Source organism: Providencia heimbachae ATCC 35613 (genome assembly GCF_001655055.1).
GTDB lineage: Bacteria > Pseudomonadota > Gammaproteobacteria > Enterobacterales > Enterobacteriaceae > Providencia > Providencia heimbachae.
In genome coordinates, this window is record NZ_LXEW01000015.1 from 204,593 (window position 1) to 220,832 (window position 16,240).

At 39.6% G+C, this 16,240-nt stretch carries 12 protein-coding genes; 9 read left to right on the top strand and 3 right to left on the bottom strand.

Annotated elements, in window-relative coordinates:
• Window positions 1-2 precede the first annotated feature (2 nt).
• The 4 genes from M998_RS04800 (at window position 3) to fur (ending at window position 4,136) form a co-directional block, all read left to right on the top strand.
• On the top strand, window positions 3-2,102 hold the full coding sequence (locus tag M998_RS04800; protein ID WP_068907833.1) for a type I secretion system permease/ATPase: 2,100 nt from the start codon (window positions 3-5) through the stop codon (window positions 2,100-2,102).
• Window positions 2,103-2,271: 169 nt separating this feature from the next.
• Window positions 2,272-2,571 (top strand): LexA regulated protein, encoded by a 300-nt coding sequence (gene ybfE, locus M998_RS04805; RefSeq protein ID WP_068446423.1) that lies wholly within the window; start codon window positions 2,272-2,274, stop codon window positions 2,569-2,571.
• 275 nt (window positions 2,572-2,846) lie between these two features.
• Window positions 2,847-3,374 (top strand): flavodoxin FldA, encoded by a 528-nt coding sequence (gene fldA, locus M998_RS04810; RefSeq protein WP_068442167.1) that lies wholly within the window; start codon window positions 2,847-2,849, stop codon window positions 3,372-3,374.
• Window positions 3,375-3,683: 309 nt separating this feature from the next.
• Complete coding sequence (gene fur / locus M998_RS04815) at window positions 3,684-4,136, top strand: ferric iron uptake transcriptional regulator (protein WP_068446421.1); 453 nt, start codon at window positions 3,684-3,686, stop codon at window positions 4,134-4,136.
• A gap of 177 nt (window positions 4,137-4,313) precedes the next feature.
• Here fur and chiP read toward each other — a convergent pair whose 3' ends face one another.
• Together chiP and M998_RS04825 are read right to left on the bottom strand one after the other, a co-directional pair.
• Complete coding sequence (gene chiP, locus M998_RS04820; RefSeq protein ID WP_068907835.1) at window positions 4,314-5,711, bottom strand: chitoporin ChiP; 1,398 nt, start codon at window positions 5,709-5,711, stop codon at window positions 4,314-4,316.
• A 649-nt stretch (window positions 5,712-6,360) separates the two neighbouring features.
• Window positions 6,361-7,326, bottom strand: coding sequence for an alpha/beta fold hydrolase (locus M998_RS04825; protein ID WP_068907837.1), 966 nt, complete (start codon window positions 7,324-7,326; stop codon window positions 6,361-6,363).
• A 218-nt stretch (window positions 7,327-7,544) separates the two neighbouring features.
• Between M998_RS04825 and M998_RS04830 the strand changes: the two genes are divergently transcribed.
• Both M998_RS04830 and M998_RS04835 read left to right on the top strand, forming a co-directional pair.
• Window positions 7,545-8,150, top strand: a complete 606-nt coding sequence (locus tag M998_RS04830; RefSeq protein WP_068442158.1) for a TetR/AcrR family transcriptional regulator — start codon at window positions 7,545-7,547, stop codon at window positions 8,148-8,150.
• A gap of 16 nt (window positions 8,151-8,166) precedes the next feature.
• Window positions 8,167-9,339, top strand: a complete 1,173-nt coding sequence (locus M998_RS04835; RefSeq protein WP_068907853.1) for an SGNH/GDSL hydrolase family protein — start codon at window positions 8,167-8,169, stop codon at window positions 9,337-9,339.
• Between the two features lie 104 nt (window positions 9,340-9,443).
• On the opposite strand, the gene ansB is transcribed toward M998_RS04835, so the two are convergent.
• Complete coding sequence (gene ansB / locus M998_RS04840) at window positions 9,444-10,487, bottom strand: L-asparaginase 2 (protein WP_068907839.1); 1,044 nt, start codon at window positions 10,485-10,487, stop codon at window positions 9,444-9,446.
• 195 nt (window positions 10,488-10,682) lie between these two features.
• Between ansB and ycaO the strand changes: the two genes are divergently transcribed.
• The 3 genes from ycaO to pflB all read left to right on the top strand — a co-directional run bounded on the left by ycaO (window position 10,683) and on the right by pflB (window position 16,072).
• Window positions 10,683-12,437, top strand: a complete 1,755-nt coding sequence (gene ycaO, locus M998_RS04845; protein WP_068907841.1) for a 30S ribosomal protein S12 methylthiotransferase accessory factor YcaO — start codon at window positions 10,683-10,685, stop codon at window positions 12,435-12,437.
• A 426-nt stretch (window positions 12,438-12,863) separates the two neighbouring features.
• The gene (focA, locus tag M998_RS04850) at window positions 12,864-13,721 is read left to right on the top strand and encodes a formate transporter FocA (RefSeq protein ID WP_068442149.1); all 858 of its coding nucleotides are present in this window, start codon (window positions 12,864-12,866) and stop codon (window positions 13,719-13,721) included.
• Window positions 13,722-13,789: 68 nt separating this feature from the next.
• Window positions 13,790-16,072, top strand: coding sequence for a formate C-acetyltransferase (pflB, locus tag M998_RS04855; RefSeq protein WP_068442146.1), 2,283 nt, complete (start codon window positions 13,790-13,792; stop codon window positions 16,070-16,072).
• Window positions 16,073-16,240 lie beyond the last annotated feature (168 nt).

The window sequence follows — 16,240 nt, forward strand, 5'->3', positions numbered from 1 at the left end:
CAATGGAACAGATTAATAATAATGGGCTGGAATCCCTTGTTTGGATGGCGAACCACTTCCAAAAAAATGTCACGGTTGACCAGCTAATGCACGCTATTGGAATGCAAACGAGTTCCCCTTGTGATTGGGAATTACGTGAGTGTGCTCATAGTCTTGGTTATGAAACTCAATCCGTTTTCCTTACTCAACAACAGTTAAATAATATTCCACTTCCTGCACTTATTTACCTAGATGAAGTTTGGTATATTTTAACTAAAAAGTCGGGGCTAATACTCATTAACCCTAAAAACAATACGCATTCTCAGTGGCAAAATGCAAATTTCGCCCCAGAAATTCAATTTCACATTCTGCTCATTAAAGAACAATTAGAGGTTGAGCAAAAAAGGTCTTTTGGTTTTAGCTGGTTTATTCCCTCTATTTTCCGCCAGCGTTTCAAGCTGCGTAATATTTTTATCCTTGCCGCTATTGTTCAACTTTTTGCTTTAATTAGCCCTTTACTATTCCAAAATTTAATTGATAAAGTGCTTGTGGGGCGCAGCTTAACAAATTTACATGTGATCGCACTCGCCATACTTGCCGTTGCTATTGCAGAGCCTATTTATAGTTTTATTCGCGATAAAATTTATAGTCATACCAGCAACCAAATTGGCGCAGAACTATCAGGAAAAATTTATCGTCATTTAATGGCATTGCCACTTAATTATTTCACGTTAAGACCAACAGGTAAAATAATTGCAAGGATCAGGGAGTTAGCGCACATACGCCAATTTCTGACTGGCTCTACATTGATGTTATTTATCGATTTCATCTTTGTTATTTTATTTATCGCTTTGCTTTTTTCCTACAGTACTACGATGACATGGCTACTTGTTGGATCCATGGGGGGCTTTTTTATTCTATGGATGATACTCGGCCCGATTATTCGCCAACAAACTGAAAAGTCCTATCAAGCGGATGAAAATGGCTTAACGTTTTTGACTGAGGCCATTACCGGTATTGAAACCGTCAAAACAACGGCAACTGAAAAATATTTTTATCAGCGCTGGCAAAAACTAATTAGTAAACAATTAGTTCAAAGCTTCAAAGTTTCTATACGTAGCGAAGTCGCTACTCAGTTAATGACGCTCGTCAGTAAAATAACGACGGCGTTATTACTCTGGATTGGCGTCAAAGAGGTTTTAAATGGCGGGATCTCACCTGGTGAGCTAGTTGCTTACAACATGCTAAGTGCCCATGTCACTCAACCCATCTTACGGTTCGCTCAAGTTTGGCAAGATTTCCAGCATACGATTATTTCATTACGTCGTGTAGGCGATATCCTTGATAGCCCGATAGAAAATGAACGTAAAGGCATAGCAACTTCAGCTGCCATTCAAGGCCGAATTGATTTTCAAAATATTCGCTTTCGCTATCAAGCAGAAACGCCTGAAGTTCTTAACAATCTTTCTTTATCCATTAAGGCTGGCGAGTTTATTGGTATTACTGGACCTTCTGGCTCAGGTAAAAGTACATTAACCAAATTATTGCAAAGATTATATATACCACAACATGGGCAAGTGATTGTTGATGGTATGGATTTAGCTGTTGCAGATACGGTTGCACTGCGGCGACGTATGAGCGTGGTATTACAAGAAAGTACGTTATTCGTCGGAACAATTGCAGAAAATATTCGGCTAAGCCATCCACAAGCTAATGACGAAAAAGTTATTCATGCAGCAAAACTCGCCGGCGCTTATGATTTTATAATGTCATTACCGGATAATTTTAATTATCACTTATCTGAGCGTGGATTAAACCTTTCAGGTGGACAACGGCAACGTATAGCTCTTGCTCGGGCTTTACTCACTGAGCCTGATATCTTAATTCTTGATGAAGCGACCTCGGCGTTAGACTATGAATCAGAAGCCGCTATTATGGCGAATATGGCGCTAATTACCAAAGGAAGAACGGTTATTAGTATTGCCCATAGGTTAAACACTATTATGCACGCTGATAGGATTTGTGTGATCCGCGACGGTGAAGTTACCGAAATGGATACCCACTCAAATTTACTTAAATCAAATGGGATATATGCGAGTTTATGGCATCAACAAACGCGTTGATATGATTAAAAAAGCATCACCAATATAGTAAGTGATGCTTTTTTATCGAAAGTGCGTTTTTTTTAATCTATCAAACACGTTAGCCTATCAGGCAACTATGGTACTCGCGAATCAGCTAGGGTATCATTGCGCGCTGAATTATTGGCACACCCCTTTAGCAATTATAGATATGGCAAAAGAACAAACTGATCGCACTACACTAGATTTGTTCGCCGAGGAACGTAGGCCTGGGCGACCTAAAACAAGCCCGTTATCGCGGGATGAACAGTTAAGGATCAACAAGCGCAATCAACTTAGGCGCGATAAAGTCAAAGGACTGCGTAGAGTTGAATTAAAATTAAATGAAGAGGCTGTTGCGATTTTAAATCAGTTAGCTGAAGAAAAAAACATCAGTCGCAGTGAATTAATAGAAGAAATTTTGATGTCTCAACTAGAATTAGAACAAGACGACGAGATAGTAAGTAAATAATTTCAATTACTTAAAGTAATTCGAGTTACAGGTAGGCGAAAAAAGATAAGCCAAATAGCAACGATAAGCACGATGATTCTAGTCGCTGAGTATCGTCAGCAGCCCTGCAATTTGAAGTATCGTGGGTATATTAATAAATCACACAAATTTGACAGACTTATCAATATTTTTTCGCCAGAATAAGGCATAAATTCTACTTATTTTCGTTTTAATTTAGTTCTAGTAGATGAGCATAATCGTCTAGTCTTCTAGAAAAACAAGAGGTTAATCACTTTATGGCAGTCATCGGCATTTTCTTCGGAAGTGATACAGGTAACACAGAAAATATTGCCAAAATGATCCAAAAGCAATTAGGCAAAGATGTTGCAGAAGTTCATGATATTGCAAAGTGCAGCAAAGAAGACATCGAAGCTTTTGATATCTTACTGCTTGGCATCCCGACTTGGTATTATGGCGAAGCTCAATGTGATTGGGATGATTTTTTCCCAACTCTCGAAGAAATTGATTTTGAAGGTAAACTTGTTGCTTTGTTCGGTTGCGGAGACCAAGAAGATTACGCGGAGTACTTCTGTGATGCAATGGGAACCATTCGCGACATAATTGAACCTCGTGGTGCCGTCATCGTGGGTCATTGGCCTACCGAAGGATACCATTTTGAAGCATCAAAAGGCATGGCAGATGACAACCATTTTATTGGCCTTGCCATCGATGAAGACAGACAACCAGAGTTGACGGACGAGCGTGTTGATGCTTGGGTTAAACAGATCTCTGAAGAAATGTCTTTGGCTGAAATTCTTGGCTAATACTCAATTTTAAACCTTATCTGATTAGGTATAATTACCGTAATTAATTTTGGATGTAGGTAAGACTAAAAGCTAGGGTAGATGCGGGTCGTATAATGACTTTACATATACCCTTAGCGCGAAATAACAAATAAAAATAGCATAATGGGATGGGCTGTTAGGACATTATCATAATAATGAGACAATACATGGTTTCTATTTTTGTGTTCCATGCCTATAATTGTAAATCAGTTTAGAAGACAACTGGATTTATGTTAAAAATGTCTCATTATTGTTAAATTCATGATTCAAGATACAGGACAAGCCCGCATGACAGACAACAATAAAGCATTGAAAAATGCTGGACTCAAAGTCACTCTTCCACGATTAAAGATTTTGGAAGTACTTCAGGAGCCTGAGTGCCATCACGTCAGTGCGGAAGATCTCTATAAAAAGCTGATTGATATCGGTGAAGAGATCGGGTTAGCCACGGTTTACCGTGTATTAAACCAATTTGATGATGCAGGTATTGTAACCCGTCATAATTTTGAGGGTGGAAAATCTGTATTCGAATTAACTCAGCAACATCACCATGACCACTTGATCTGTTTGGATTGTGGAAAAGTGATTGAGTTTTCTGACGAATCCATTGAAACCCGCCAGAAAAACATCGCCGCTCGTCATGGTATTAAGCTATCTAACCACAGCTTATATCTTTATGGCCATTGCTCAGATGGTAATGACTGCCGTAATAATGCTCAAGCGCACGAAGCAAAAGAGTAATTTCCTACTCTGCTGCATAAATAACGCACATAATACAAAAAGAAAGGAACATACAATGTTCCTTTCTTTTTTACTTTTACATCCATTTTATTTTGAAGTTACTTAAACCTATTCAGTTGTTGATGACTGCCATAATGTTTATTGTGATAACTTCTGTTTTATCATTGAATTACAGCATTAAAAAATAGTGAATGGCATCATAACCATAAACTTAATATCTTTCTCATCTTGGAAAATATTCCCGTAACCGCCCGTATAACTCGGAATATCGGTATGATTATCATACTTAGTAAAATGTAGTTTGAACAAAGTATCTTTAGCTCGCCCTGTTTGAACGGTATAAAGTATATCGAAGTTCCAGGCACTCTCTTTTAGTTTTACATCTTGTGCATATTGGGAGTTCGTACTGGGTTTCGCATCCCATCCATAAATATACGATGTTCCAACTTTCCAACCCGCTAAATCCCAATTTTTTAAGTCATACATCACACCAGCGTATACGGCTTTTTCATTATTCGCATTCCAGTCAGATCGGCCATCCCACCAGATATCCATACGCCCGTTCGATGTCGCCCAGCCTGGCGTCATACGCTGTAAAAAGTAACCTTGGTTACCCTCTGCTTTGACATAAGTCCCCTCAAGTTTAAAGTCAAACTGATCATAGGTATAGCCAAGAGTCATGGCTTGCAACCACGCTAAACCATCATAAACATCATTGACACCACCATCAGAGACTTTATCTTTAGAACCATAAAACTGATAAGACATACGCAAATCACGGTCTGCAATAGGTACTGCATAAGATGCTTTTGCAAAATACTGATCCATATAATCTTTAGCCTGACCATATGAACCTTCTAATACTAACGAATTTTTGAAATCATATTTAAAACCGACCGCTTGTAGGTAGCTAATTCCCGTCTTACCATCTGCTTCACGGAAGTTGTACATATCGCGATACCAAGGCGCTTTGTAGCGGTCAGTCCACATGTATGACATGCTTAATTCACCACTTTGTTCAAAATCAAAAACGCCACCGACTTCTAAACCACGATACGTTCCCGGCATGTAGCTCCAGTGGGAGGCTAACAGCGTTTGTCCCGTCGGCTGAATATAACCCCCTCTTCCCCAGAAAGGGCCATATTTCATTTTAGCGGCGGCTTTATAAATACTGACGCCACTGCGATCCCCTGTGTATTTCTCATCCCAGCGAGATTTTGCATCACTGAAACCAATTTCATTGGGGGCTGCGGGGCCACTGTTTGATAGCTCAATGGCAGTAAATGCGGCTAAATCTAGACCGATAACATCTTGAAAATAGCCGGATGAAAAATCAAGGCTAGCATTGAATGTCGAATGTTTAAGATTATCTGTATATTTCTTATATTTATCACTATTTGGATCTAAATCTTTGCGTGAGCGATCTCTTTGCCAATAATATAGCCCACCCTTTAAGGTTGAATCTTCAAGGAATTGCTCTGCATGCATGATAGGTTGATAACCAATAGGAAGCATAGCTATCGCTATTTTTAGCGCGAGCAACTTCCTGCCAGTATTGACATTTTTGTTAACCATTCTTGTATTCCTCTAATATTTTTATAATGTTATTTTTCGGCCGAAATACGATTTAATTTTCCGTTTAAATCTAATTATTCACAATAACTTATGTTATTCGTGATGTGTTTAGCCTATTTTTTGCGACGCGAATTATCAACACAGATACCAGCTTTGTTGTTAAAACATGATCAACAACACATTAATTATTATTAGCAATAGAGGTTACTAATGGTGAGAAATAAATTAAATAATTTTAACTACATGATATGAAACACAAAAATACAATTTAAAATATAGGACTGGCCTGTTTTAATTTTATCTAATCATTAGAAATAAAGATAAAAAATGGCTATTTATCCACTTAACTTTCTTAATTCTTGATATTTTTTTAAGTAATATCACCCCATTGACCTAATTAAGCCAAAATACATGAGTAGAATACGTATATTTAGAGCATAAATAGAATTTCAAATACAATATTGAAAAATATAGGTAGGCTAAATTTAATAAAGTGTAGAAAAGTATGTGCATCAACAAAGTAAAATTAGATAAAGACAATTCGTCAGCATACTGCCAGCAAGGTAACTCAAAAAGTACCATTTAAGTCTGAGTTAATCCGTAGTTCGAAGAGAAACAGCTTACTGTCTCTCCTCGATGATTAATATCTCTATTGATTTAAGAAGGGTAATAACGCCGACATCAACTGTTCTGGACACTCTTCAGTGACGAAATGGCCACATTCACTGAGCATCACACCTTTTAAATTTGTCGCCCTACCCTGTAAAGTCAATTGTGGTGCATCACGAGTGGCTTGATCTGCGCCAATAGCCATGACTGGCATCGTTAGTTTTTTATTCGCGCGCTGTTTATTTTGCAATATAGTTTGTGGAATAGCGCGATAATAAGCAAATCCCGCTCGTAGCCCTCCCGGTGAGGTATAGGCAGCAATATAGGTTTCTGCAGCGACCCTATCACGTCGATAAGACCAATTATCAAAAATGAAATTGAGATATTCTTTTTCTTTTCCAGCCGTTAACATTTCAGGTAAATCATGTACCTGATTAAACATAAAATGCCAAAGAAAGATGTTTTCATTAGGATCAACAAAGATACTTGGCGCAGGTGCTAGCCCCGGTATCACCGCTTCCGTCAAGGCTATTTTCGTTATCGATGCTGGATAATCACTCGCCATTGCATAGCCAACCCACATACCAATATCATGACCAACAACAGCATACTTATCATAGCCTAATTGAGTCATCATGCTATGTAAGGTCGTGGCCACTGCACCTGTATCATATCCACTATCCGGTCGATCCGAGTAACCAGTACCAGGGGGATCAACTGCTATCGCCATATACCCGTTATTGGCAAGCTCGGTCATCACATACCGCCATGTATACCAAGTTTGTGGCCAGCCTGGTATCAATAAAACCGGCTTTCCTTGACCCGCAGTTACATAATGAATCCGATGTCCTGATACTTTTACATAATGATGTTGAAAATTTTCCTCATCTACCTGAATAGATGCCATTACTGTACTTTTATCACTTTTTTCAGCTAAAGAAACCGTACTGTGCAAAGTAAGAACCATGGCTGTCGCCAATAGCACCTTATTAAATAATAAATTCATCTTGATTCCATAAAATTAATATCAAATTGTTGTTGATGGATTCGAATTCCGCCAGCTCATCCTTTCACTGTCAGCTATCTCGTCCAATTACTTGTCGATCGACAAACAATAGAGTAATCGGTTATTTAATTCTTTGTCAATCATTAAAGAATAATTCTTTGTCAATCCACAAAGAAGTGATAGTATTTATCAAACGCTATTCAAGAGGAAAATGAATAATGGCAGGCAGACCAAGAGAATTTGACCGTGAGACCGCATTACGTAAAGCTAAATTGGTATTTTGGCAACGTGGCTATGAAGGAACGTCTATATCTGATTTAGTCACAGCACTGGGTATTGCTTCTGCACGCATTTATGCGGCCTTTGGCTCAAAGGAAAATCTTTTTCGTGAAGCTGTTGCACTGTATTTATCGGAAGAAGGTGCCTTTGCTGATACCGCAATGCATGAACCTAATACGTACTTAGCTATTGAAAAACTACTGACCAATGCCGTTAAAACTTACACTCAACAAAACCAACCTCGTGGTTGTATGGTGGTCTTATCATTAACAAACTACAGCAGTGAAAATGAAGAGATCATGTTTTGGTTAGCTAACTATCGTTTAGCGCGAACTGCATCAATCATTCAGCGCCTGAAAAAAGGCATTGAGTCAGGTGACTTACCTGAAAAAACCGATGCACAAGCCCTAGGTGATTACTTTGCAACACTTTTGCACGGGATATCCATTCAGGCTCGAGATGGTATTAGCCGTGAACACTTACTTGCAATGGTCGCCATTGCAATGCGTACTTTTGATGTCATTATTGCCCAAAATCGAATCTAGCGTGGAAAACAACCGTATGTCACCTTCAGACCTTGCAGTACATAACGACTGGATATGTACATGGCTTTCAACATCGCAACCAACATGTGGTAAAGCATTTCCTTTTCCACTGGAAATACCGTTAATACTCAATGATCAAACATTGTGGCAAACATTACGTATCAGTTTAGGCGGAAGTAAACTACGTTTAGTTTTTTCAAATCGTTATGGGACACAACCTTTAGTATTGGGGGATAGCGACCTTTCTATAAATGGGCAGCCTGACTTAATCCGTATCACATTTAAAGGGCACACCCACACCACGATCCCTGCGGGGGAAATTATTTATAGTGATGAAATATCCCTACGCATTCCATCATTGTCAGTTATCAATTTACGGAGTTATTTACCAGAACCAATGCATGTAGATACATTTCATTGGGATGCACGCCATTTTTCTCTGTTAGAGACCGGTAATCAAACCCTCAAAAAAAACGACCAATACAGCCAAAAAATAAGCTCTCGCTTATTATTAGAAGGCGTAGAAATTCAGCCTGAATCAACCAGTAAAACCATCTGCGTTATCGGTGACTCGATGGTTGATGGTAATGGCGTAGAAATGGATACTTATCATCGTTGGACTGATTTGTTAGCTGAGCGCTTGGTTTCAAAATCAGTCGCAGTAATTAATGCAGGGCAATCGGGCTCTCGTTTATTAAAAGATGGTATTGGTATCAGCACATTGTCACGTTTTGAGCGCGATGTGCTCAATCAATATGGAACAACGACGTGTATCGTACAAATTGGATTAAACGATCTTGGATTAGCGGGTACAGCACTCGATCCTGAAGGCACTATACCAACAGCAAATCAATTAGTAAGCGCTTATCGACAGTTACTCCACATTGCCAAGGAAAAGAACATTCGCATGGTCGGTGTAACTCTAGTTCCTCTACGCAGTCATGAAGAATATGGGTTAGAAAGTTTCTATCAACCTGAAAAAGAAGCTATTCGCCAACAAATTAACCAATGGATGCGTACCAGTGGTGAGTTTGATGCCATTATTGATAGCGATATGCGAGTCCGTGATCCTAATTGCCCCCAACAGCTCAATGTGCAGTATGACTCGGGTGACCACCTTCACCTTAACGATGAAGGACACCAACTGATTGCCTCATCAATTCCCCTCGAAGATATCTTATCTTATTAGAATTCAATAAAAAAAGCCCGCGATCCAATTTGGATACGGGCCATATAACAATTTAGTGCCAATAACTAACCTGAGATCGGTTTAATTCAGCTAATTATAATTAATTAGTATTTTTCAAACAATGTTTGGATTTTTTTAGGATCTTGTGTTTCTGTTAATGCTAATTGTAATAAAACACGCGCTTTTTGTGGGTTCAGTCTTTCTGAGGCAACAAAGCCGTATAAGTTATCATCAACCTCTGCATTACGCGTTGTATAGCCTGTCGGTACACGGCTAGCACGAACAACTACAACATCTTCTTTTGCGGCTTTAGCCAAGGCATCCAACACTGTTTTATACATATTGCCATTTCCAACTCCCGCACTGACAATGCCTTCAACGCCCTCTTCTCGCAGTGCCTTAACGGGACCTGCTGATGCATTCGCATAATTATACACAATGCCAACGGCAGGTAATTTTTCGAGTTTTGATACGTCAAAAGCCGCTTTATCACTTCGTGGTGGCGCCACTTGATAATAAGTGACGGTTCCATCATGAATAAACCCTTCCGCACCTGCATTTACTGCATCAAATGCTTGTACTTCAGTAGTATTCATTTTTACCACATTACGACCTTGAATAACCTTGTCATTCATCACCATAAGTACACCTCGCTCGCCCGCAGATTTGTCGCTAGCGAGTACAACCGCATTATAAAGATTTAAAGGGCCATCCGCGCCTAATGCTGTTGAAGGACGCATAGCACCCACTAATACAATCGGTTTTTTACATGCCGTCGTTAAATCGAGAAAAAATGCTGTTTCTTCTAAAGTATCAGTCCCATGAGTGATAACAAAACCGTCGGTCTTATCACAATCTTGGTTAATTTTTTTTGCCAGTGTTAGCCACACTTGGTCATTCATATCTTGGGAACCAATGTTAACGAGTTGCTCCCCACTTAAATTAGCGATTTTTTTCGTTTCAGGAACTGCATTAATTAACGCATCAATTCCCACCTTGCCTGCTTGATAACTCGAAGAAGTCGCAGAATCCCCACCTCCCGCAATCGTTCCACCTGTTGCCAATACCGTAATGTTAGGTTGAGCAAATGCAGAAACAGCAAATAGCGAGACGAGAGTAGCAAGCAATGTCTTATGACTGGTTTTCATCCTAATATCCTTTAAGTAAATAAACTTCAGTTATTATGTGGATTTAAGCTGTTCATGTTGTGACCTATATAATCATTCTAGTAAAAATAATGAACATTAATATCATTTTTTAAGGAACGAATAAAAAGGATGAGAGCTGAAGCAAAAATCCGTATCATAGGCCGTCTGAAACACTCTATTCACAAGTGACTGATAATGAGCCAAACATTTATACCCGGCAAAGATGCCGCTCTTGAAGATTCCATCGCGGCATTTCAAACCAAATTACAAAAATTGGGATTTGATATTGAAGAAGCGTCTTGGTTAAACCCTGTACCAAACGTTTGGTCAGTACATATTCGCGATAAAGAGTGCCCTCTTTGTTTTACCAATGGTAAAGGCGCAAGCAAAAAAGCGGCGTTAGCCTCTGCCCTTGGTGAGTATTTCGAGCGTTTATCAACTAATTACTTCTTTGCGGATTTTTATTTAGGTAAATCCATCGCAGAAGGGGATTTTGTTCATTATCCAAATGAAAAATGGTTCCCGTTAACTGAAGATGACAGCTTACCAGAAGGTATCCTTGATACTCGTCTGCTTAAATTTTATGACCCAGATGATGCATTAGCCGCTAGCCAGCTAATTGATTTACAATCTGGCAATGAAGAACGTGGAATTTGTGCACTTCCATTTACACGTCAATCAGATGATGCGACGGTTTATATTCCAATGAATATCATTGGAAACCTGTATGTATCTAATGGGATGTCCGCAGGAAATACCGCAAATGAAGCTCGAGTTCAGGGGCTCTCTGAAGTTTTTGAACGTTTTGTAAAAAACCGCATTATTGCTGAAAGTATTAGCCTACCGACGATCCCTGAAGATGTCATGGCACGTTACCCAAGCGTTGTTGAAGCGATTGAAACCCTTGAAAAAGAAGGTTTCCCAATCTTCTGCTATGACGCTTCTCTTGGTGGCGAATTCCCAGTTATTTGCGTGGTATTATTTAATCCACAAAATGGGACTTGCTTTGCTTCTTTTGGCGCTCACCCTGACTTTGGTGTCGCTTTGGAGCGCACAGTAACCGAATTATTACAAGGTCGTGGGCTAAAAGATCTCGATGTTTTCAATGCACCAACCTTCGATGATGAAGAAGTTGCAGAACATACAAACTTAGAAACTCACTTTATCGATTCAAGCGGTTTGATTAGCTGGGATCTGTTTAAAGACGATGCCGATTATCCGTTTGTCGATTGGAGTTTTAAAGGTACAACACAAGAAGAGTTTTCAACATTGATCAGCATCTTCAATAAATTAGATGCGGAAGTGTATATTGCTGACTATAACCACTTAGGCGTTTATGCTTGTCGTATTTTAGTCCCAGGAATGTCTGATATCTACCCAGTTGAAGACCTTCACATTGCGAATAATACAATGGGGGCTTGTTTACGCGATACCATTATGAGTCTGCCGGACAGTCAATTGAAAAAAGAAGATTATTTGGCACTCATCGAGCAATTAGACGATCACGGCTTAGATGATTTCACCCGTGTTCGCGAATTACTCGGTTTAGCTGTCGGTAAAGATAACGGCTGGAGCAACCTGCGTATTGGCGAATTAAAATCGATGTTAGCCCTTGCTGGCGGCGATCTTGACCAAGCCCTTGCTTGGGTAGAATGGACGCAAGATTTTAATAGTTCAGTGCTCACACCGCAACGCGCTAACTATTATCGCTGTCTGCAAACTTTGTTGTTGCTCTCTCAAGAAGATGAACGCGCCCCGCAACAATATTACAATGCATTCATTCGTATGTATGGTGAGGAAACGGTTGATGCAGCATCCGCAGCTATTGCAGGTGAAACGTGTTTCTATGGCTTGTGGTCAATCGATGACGAATTAAAGGCCTTACCAGCTCACCAAGCCCTGCTTGCTGCTTATGAAAAACTGCAAAAAGCAAAACGCGCGAACGCCTAATATAATTTAAGCGATATATAGCAAGTTATGAGGCTATCCCGATATCCATTGTGTCGTAATTTGGATAGCTGATCTTAATCAACGTGTATCTTAAAAGATAATGGATAGGTAAAAGCTTCTAGGCTTTTATCTATCCATAAACTAAATTTCATTTCAAAGTCATCATAATCATCTTATTTCATTAACATTTAGACCCTTTCATTTACTTAAAAACCCCTCCACCAATGACTTTTTAAAAATTTTTTATAAATTTTAAAATTTATTTTTATATTTATTATCAATAAGATAGTGATAACTTTAACTAAATATTAACATTAATGTATCCATTCTCAATGAAGAACATGATCCATATCAAATTTATCATTTATCCCGTTTGTTACTATAATTGCGTGCTATAATTAATCAACTTTGTAAGAGAGTGTTAGTATGAAAGCTGACAACCCTTTTAATTTATTACCACCCGCTGTGATGGCTCAAATCGCAGATGATGCTGGGGTTTATAAAACCAATAAGCATCCTGCAATTACTTACTTGTCAGCATTTACTGCCGGTATATTTATTTCTATCGCTTTTGTTTTCTATATCACGGCAACAACAGGCGCCGCAGATGCACCGTTTGGTTTTACTAAACTGATTGGTGGAATTTGTTTCTCCCTTGGACTAATGTTAGTTGTTGTATGTGGTGCCGACCTATTTACTTCCACTGTTCTCACTATTGTTTCTAAAGCAACAGGTAAAATTACTTGGGGCCAAATGTTGTTAAATTGGTTCAATGTCTATATTGGTAACCTGATTGGCGCGCTGTTTTTTGTTGCACTTATTTGGTTTGCGGGTCAATACACCGCAGCAAATGGTCAATGGGGACTGAATGTTCTGCAAACAACGAGTCACAAACTCCACCATACATTTATTGAAGCTGTTGCACTCGGAATTTTAGCAAATTTAATGGTTTGTTTAGCTGTTTGGATGAGTTATGCAGGCCGTAGCTTAACAGACAAACTGCTGGTTTTGGTGCTTCCTATCGCCATGTTTGTTGCCAGTGGATTTGAACATAGCATCGCAAATATGTTTATGATCCCTCTGGGTATCATGATTAAAGAATTTGCCCCGACTGAATATTGGACTCAAATTAATATGTCTCCCGATCAGTTTTCTCATCTGACGGTCAGCAATTTTATTACAGAAAACCTTATTCCTGTCACTATCGGAAATATTATTGGCGGCGCTTTATTAGTCGGCCTAGTTTATTGGGTAATGCATTTACGTAGTGGCCAAAAACATTAATGGTCACGCACACACACAAAAGATTTATTAAGATTTCTTAAAGATCCATTGTTAAAAGGTAAAGTATCATGTCCGAATTAAATGAAAAATTCGCTTTAGCATGGCAAGGTTTTAACCAAGGTGACTGGCAAAGTAACGTCAATGTGCGTGACTTCATCCAGAAGAACTACACACCATATGAAGGTGATGAATCTTTCTTAGCAGGCTCTACTCCAGCAACTGATTCGCTGTGGGATAAAGTCATGGAAGGTATCAAAATTGAAAACCGCACTCACGCGCCGGTAGATTTTGATACAGATGTTGCTTCAACTGTCACTTCCCATGATGCAGGTTACATTAGCAAAGAATTAGAACAAATCGTTGGTCTTCAAACTGATAAACCTCTGAAACGTGGTCTTATCCCGTTCGGTGGTATTAAAATGGTTGAAAGCTCATGCAAAGCTTATGACCGTACATTAGATCCAGAAATCAAAAAAATCTTCACTGAATACCGCAAAACCCACAACCAAGGTGTTTTTGATGTCTATACTCCAGACATCCTGAAATGCCGTAAATCAGGTATCTTAACTGGCTTACCTGATGCATATGGCCGTGGCCGTATCATCGGTGACTACCGTCGCGTTGCGCTATACGGTATTGATTACCTGATGAAAGACAAATTTAATCAATTCACCTCTTTGCAAGAAAGATTAGAGAAAGGTGAAGATCTACAACTGACTATCCAACTGCGCGAAGAAATTGCTGAACAGCACCGTGCATTGGCTCAAATGAAAGAAATGGCTGCGAAATATGGTTATGATATTTCAGCGCCTGCAACTAATGCACAAGAAGCTGTTCAGTGGACTTACTTCGGTTATTTAGCAGCTGTTAAGTCTCAAAATGGTGCAGCAATGTCATTTGGTCGTGTATCAACGTTCTTAGACGTTTACATCCAACGTGACCTTCAATCAGGCAAACTGACCGAACAACAAGCGCAAGAATTGATTGACCATTTGGTCATGAAACTACGTATGGTTCGTTTCTTACGTACGCCTGAATACGATGAGCTGTTCTCTGGTGACCCAATTTGGGCAACAGAATCATTAGCAGGTATGGGTCTTGATGGCCGTACTCTTGTCACTAAGAGTACTTTCCGCTTCCTGAACACACTGTATACTATGGGCCCATCTCCAGAGCCTAATATGACTATTCTGTGGTCAGAAAAACTGCCATTAAACTTCAAAAAATATGCAGCGAAAGTGTCAATCGACACTTCATCAGTTCAGTATGAAAATGATGACCTGATGCGTCCAGATTTCGACAACGATGACTACGCTATCGCATGTTGCGTCAGCCCAATGATTGTTGGTAAACAAATGCAGTTCTTTGGTGCTCGCGCTAACTTAGCGAAAACCATGCTGTATACCATCAATGGCGGTATTGATGAAAAACTAAAAATGCAAGTTGGTCCTAAACATGCGCCAATCATGGATGAAATCTTAGATTTCGATACTGTGATGAACCAAATGGACCACTTTATGGATTGGTTAGCAACGCAGTATGTCACCGCACTAAACTGCATCCACTTCATGCATGATAAATACAGCTATGAAGCCTCTCTGATGGCTCTTCATGATCGTGATGTTTATCGCACAATGGCATGTGGTATCGCAGGTCTGTCTGTTGCAGCTGACTCACTGTCTGCTATCAAATATGCCAAAGTTAAACCAATTCGTGATGAAGATGGCATTGCCGTAGACTTCGAAATTGAAGGCGAATATCCACAGTTTGGTAACAATGACTCACGTGTTGATGATATCGCTTGTGACTTAGTTGAACGTTTCATGAAGAAAATTCAGAAACTGCCAACTTACCGTAATGCAGTACCAACACAGTCAATCCTGACCATCACTTCTAACGTTGTGTATGGTAAGAAAACAGGTAATACACCAGATGGTCGTCGTGCTGGTGCACCATTCGGACCAGGTGCAAACCCAATGCACGGTCGTGACCAAAAAGGTGCTGTAGCTTCACTAACCTCTGTTGCTAAACTACCATTTGCTTATGCGAAAGACGGTATTTCTTATACTTTCTCTATCGTGCCAAATGCGTTAGGTAAAGATGACGATGTTCGTAAAACCAACTTAGCGGGTCTGATGGATGGTTACTTCCACCACGAATCCTCTATCGAGGGCGGTCAGCACTTGAACGTTAACGTGATGAACCGTGAAATGCTGTTAGAAGCGATGGAAGATCCAGAAAAATATCCACAGCTGACTATCCGTGTTTCGGGTTACGCTGTACGTTTTAACTCGCTGACAAAAGAACAGCAGCAAGACGTTATTACTCGTACTTTCACCAGTTCAATGTAATAATTAGCTTATTAAAATAAAGCATATTAAAGGCCCCTTTATTTGGGGCCTTTCTATCTTTGACAACAACGAGAAACTGCAACTCGGAAAATTAATGAGCCATATCCTAAATAATCCGAGCTGTAGGTAGGTTTATGTGACCCAAGTAGCTAAATGTAGCTAACCCCC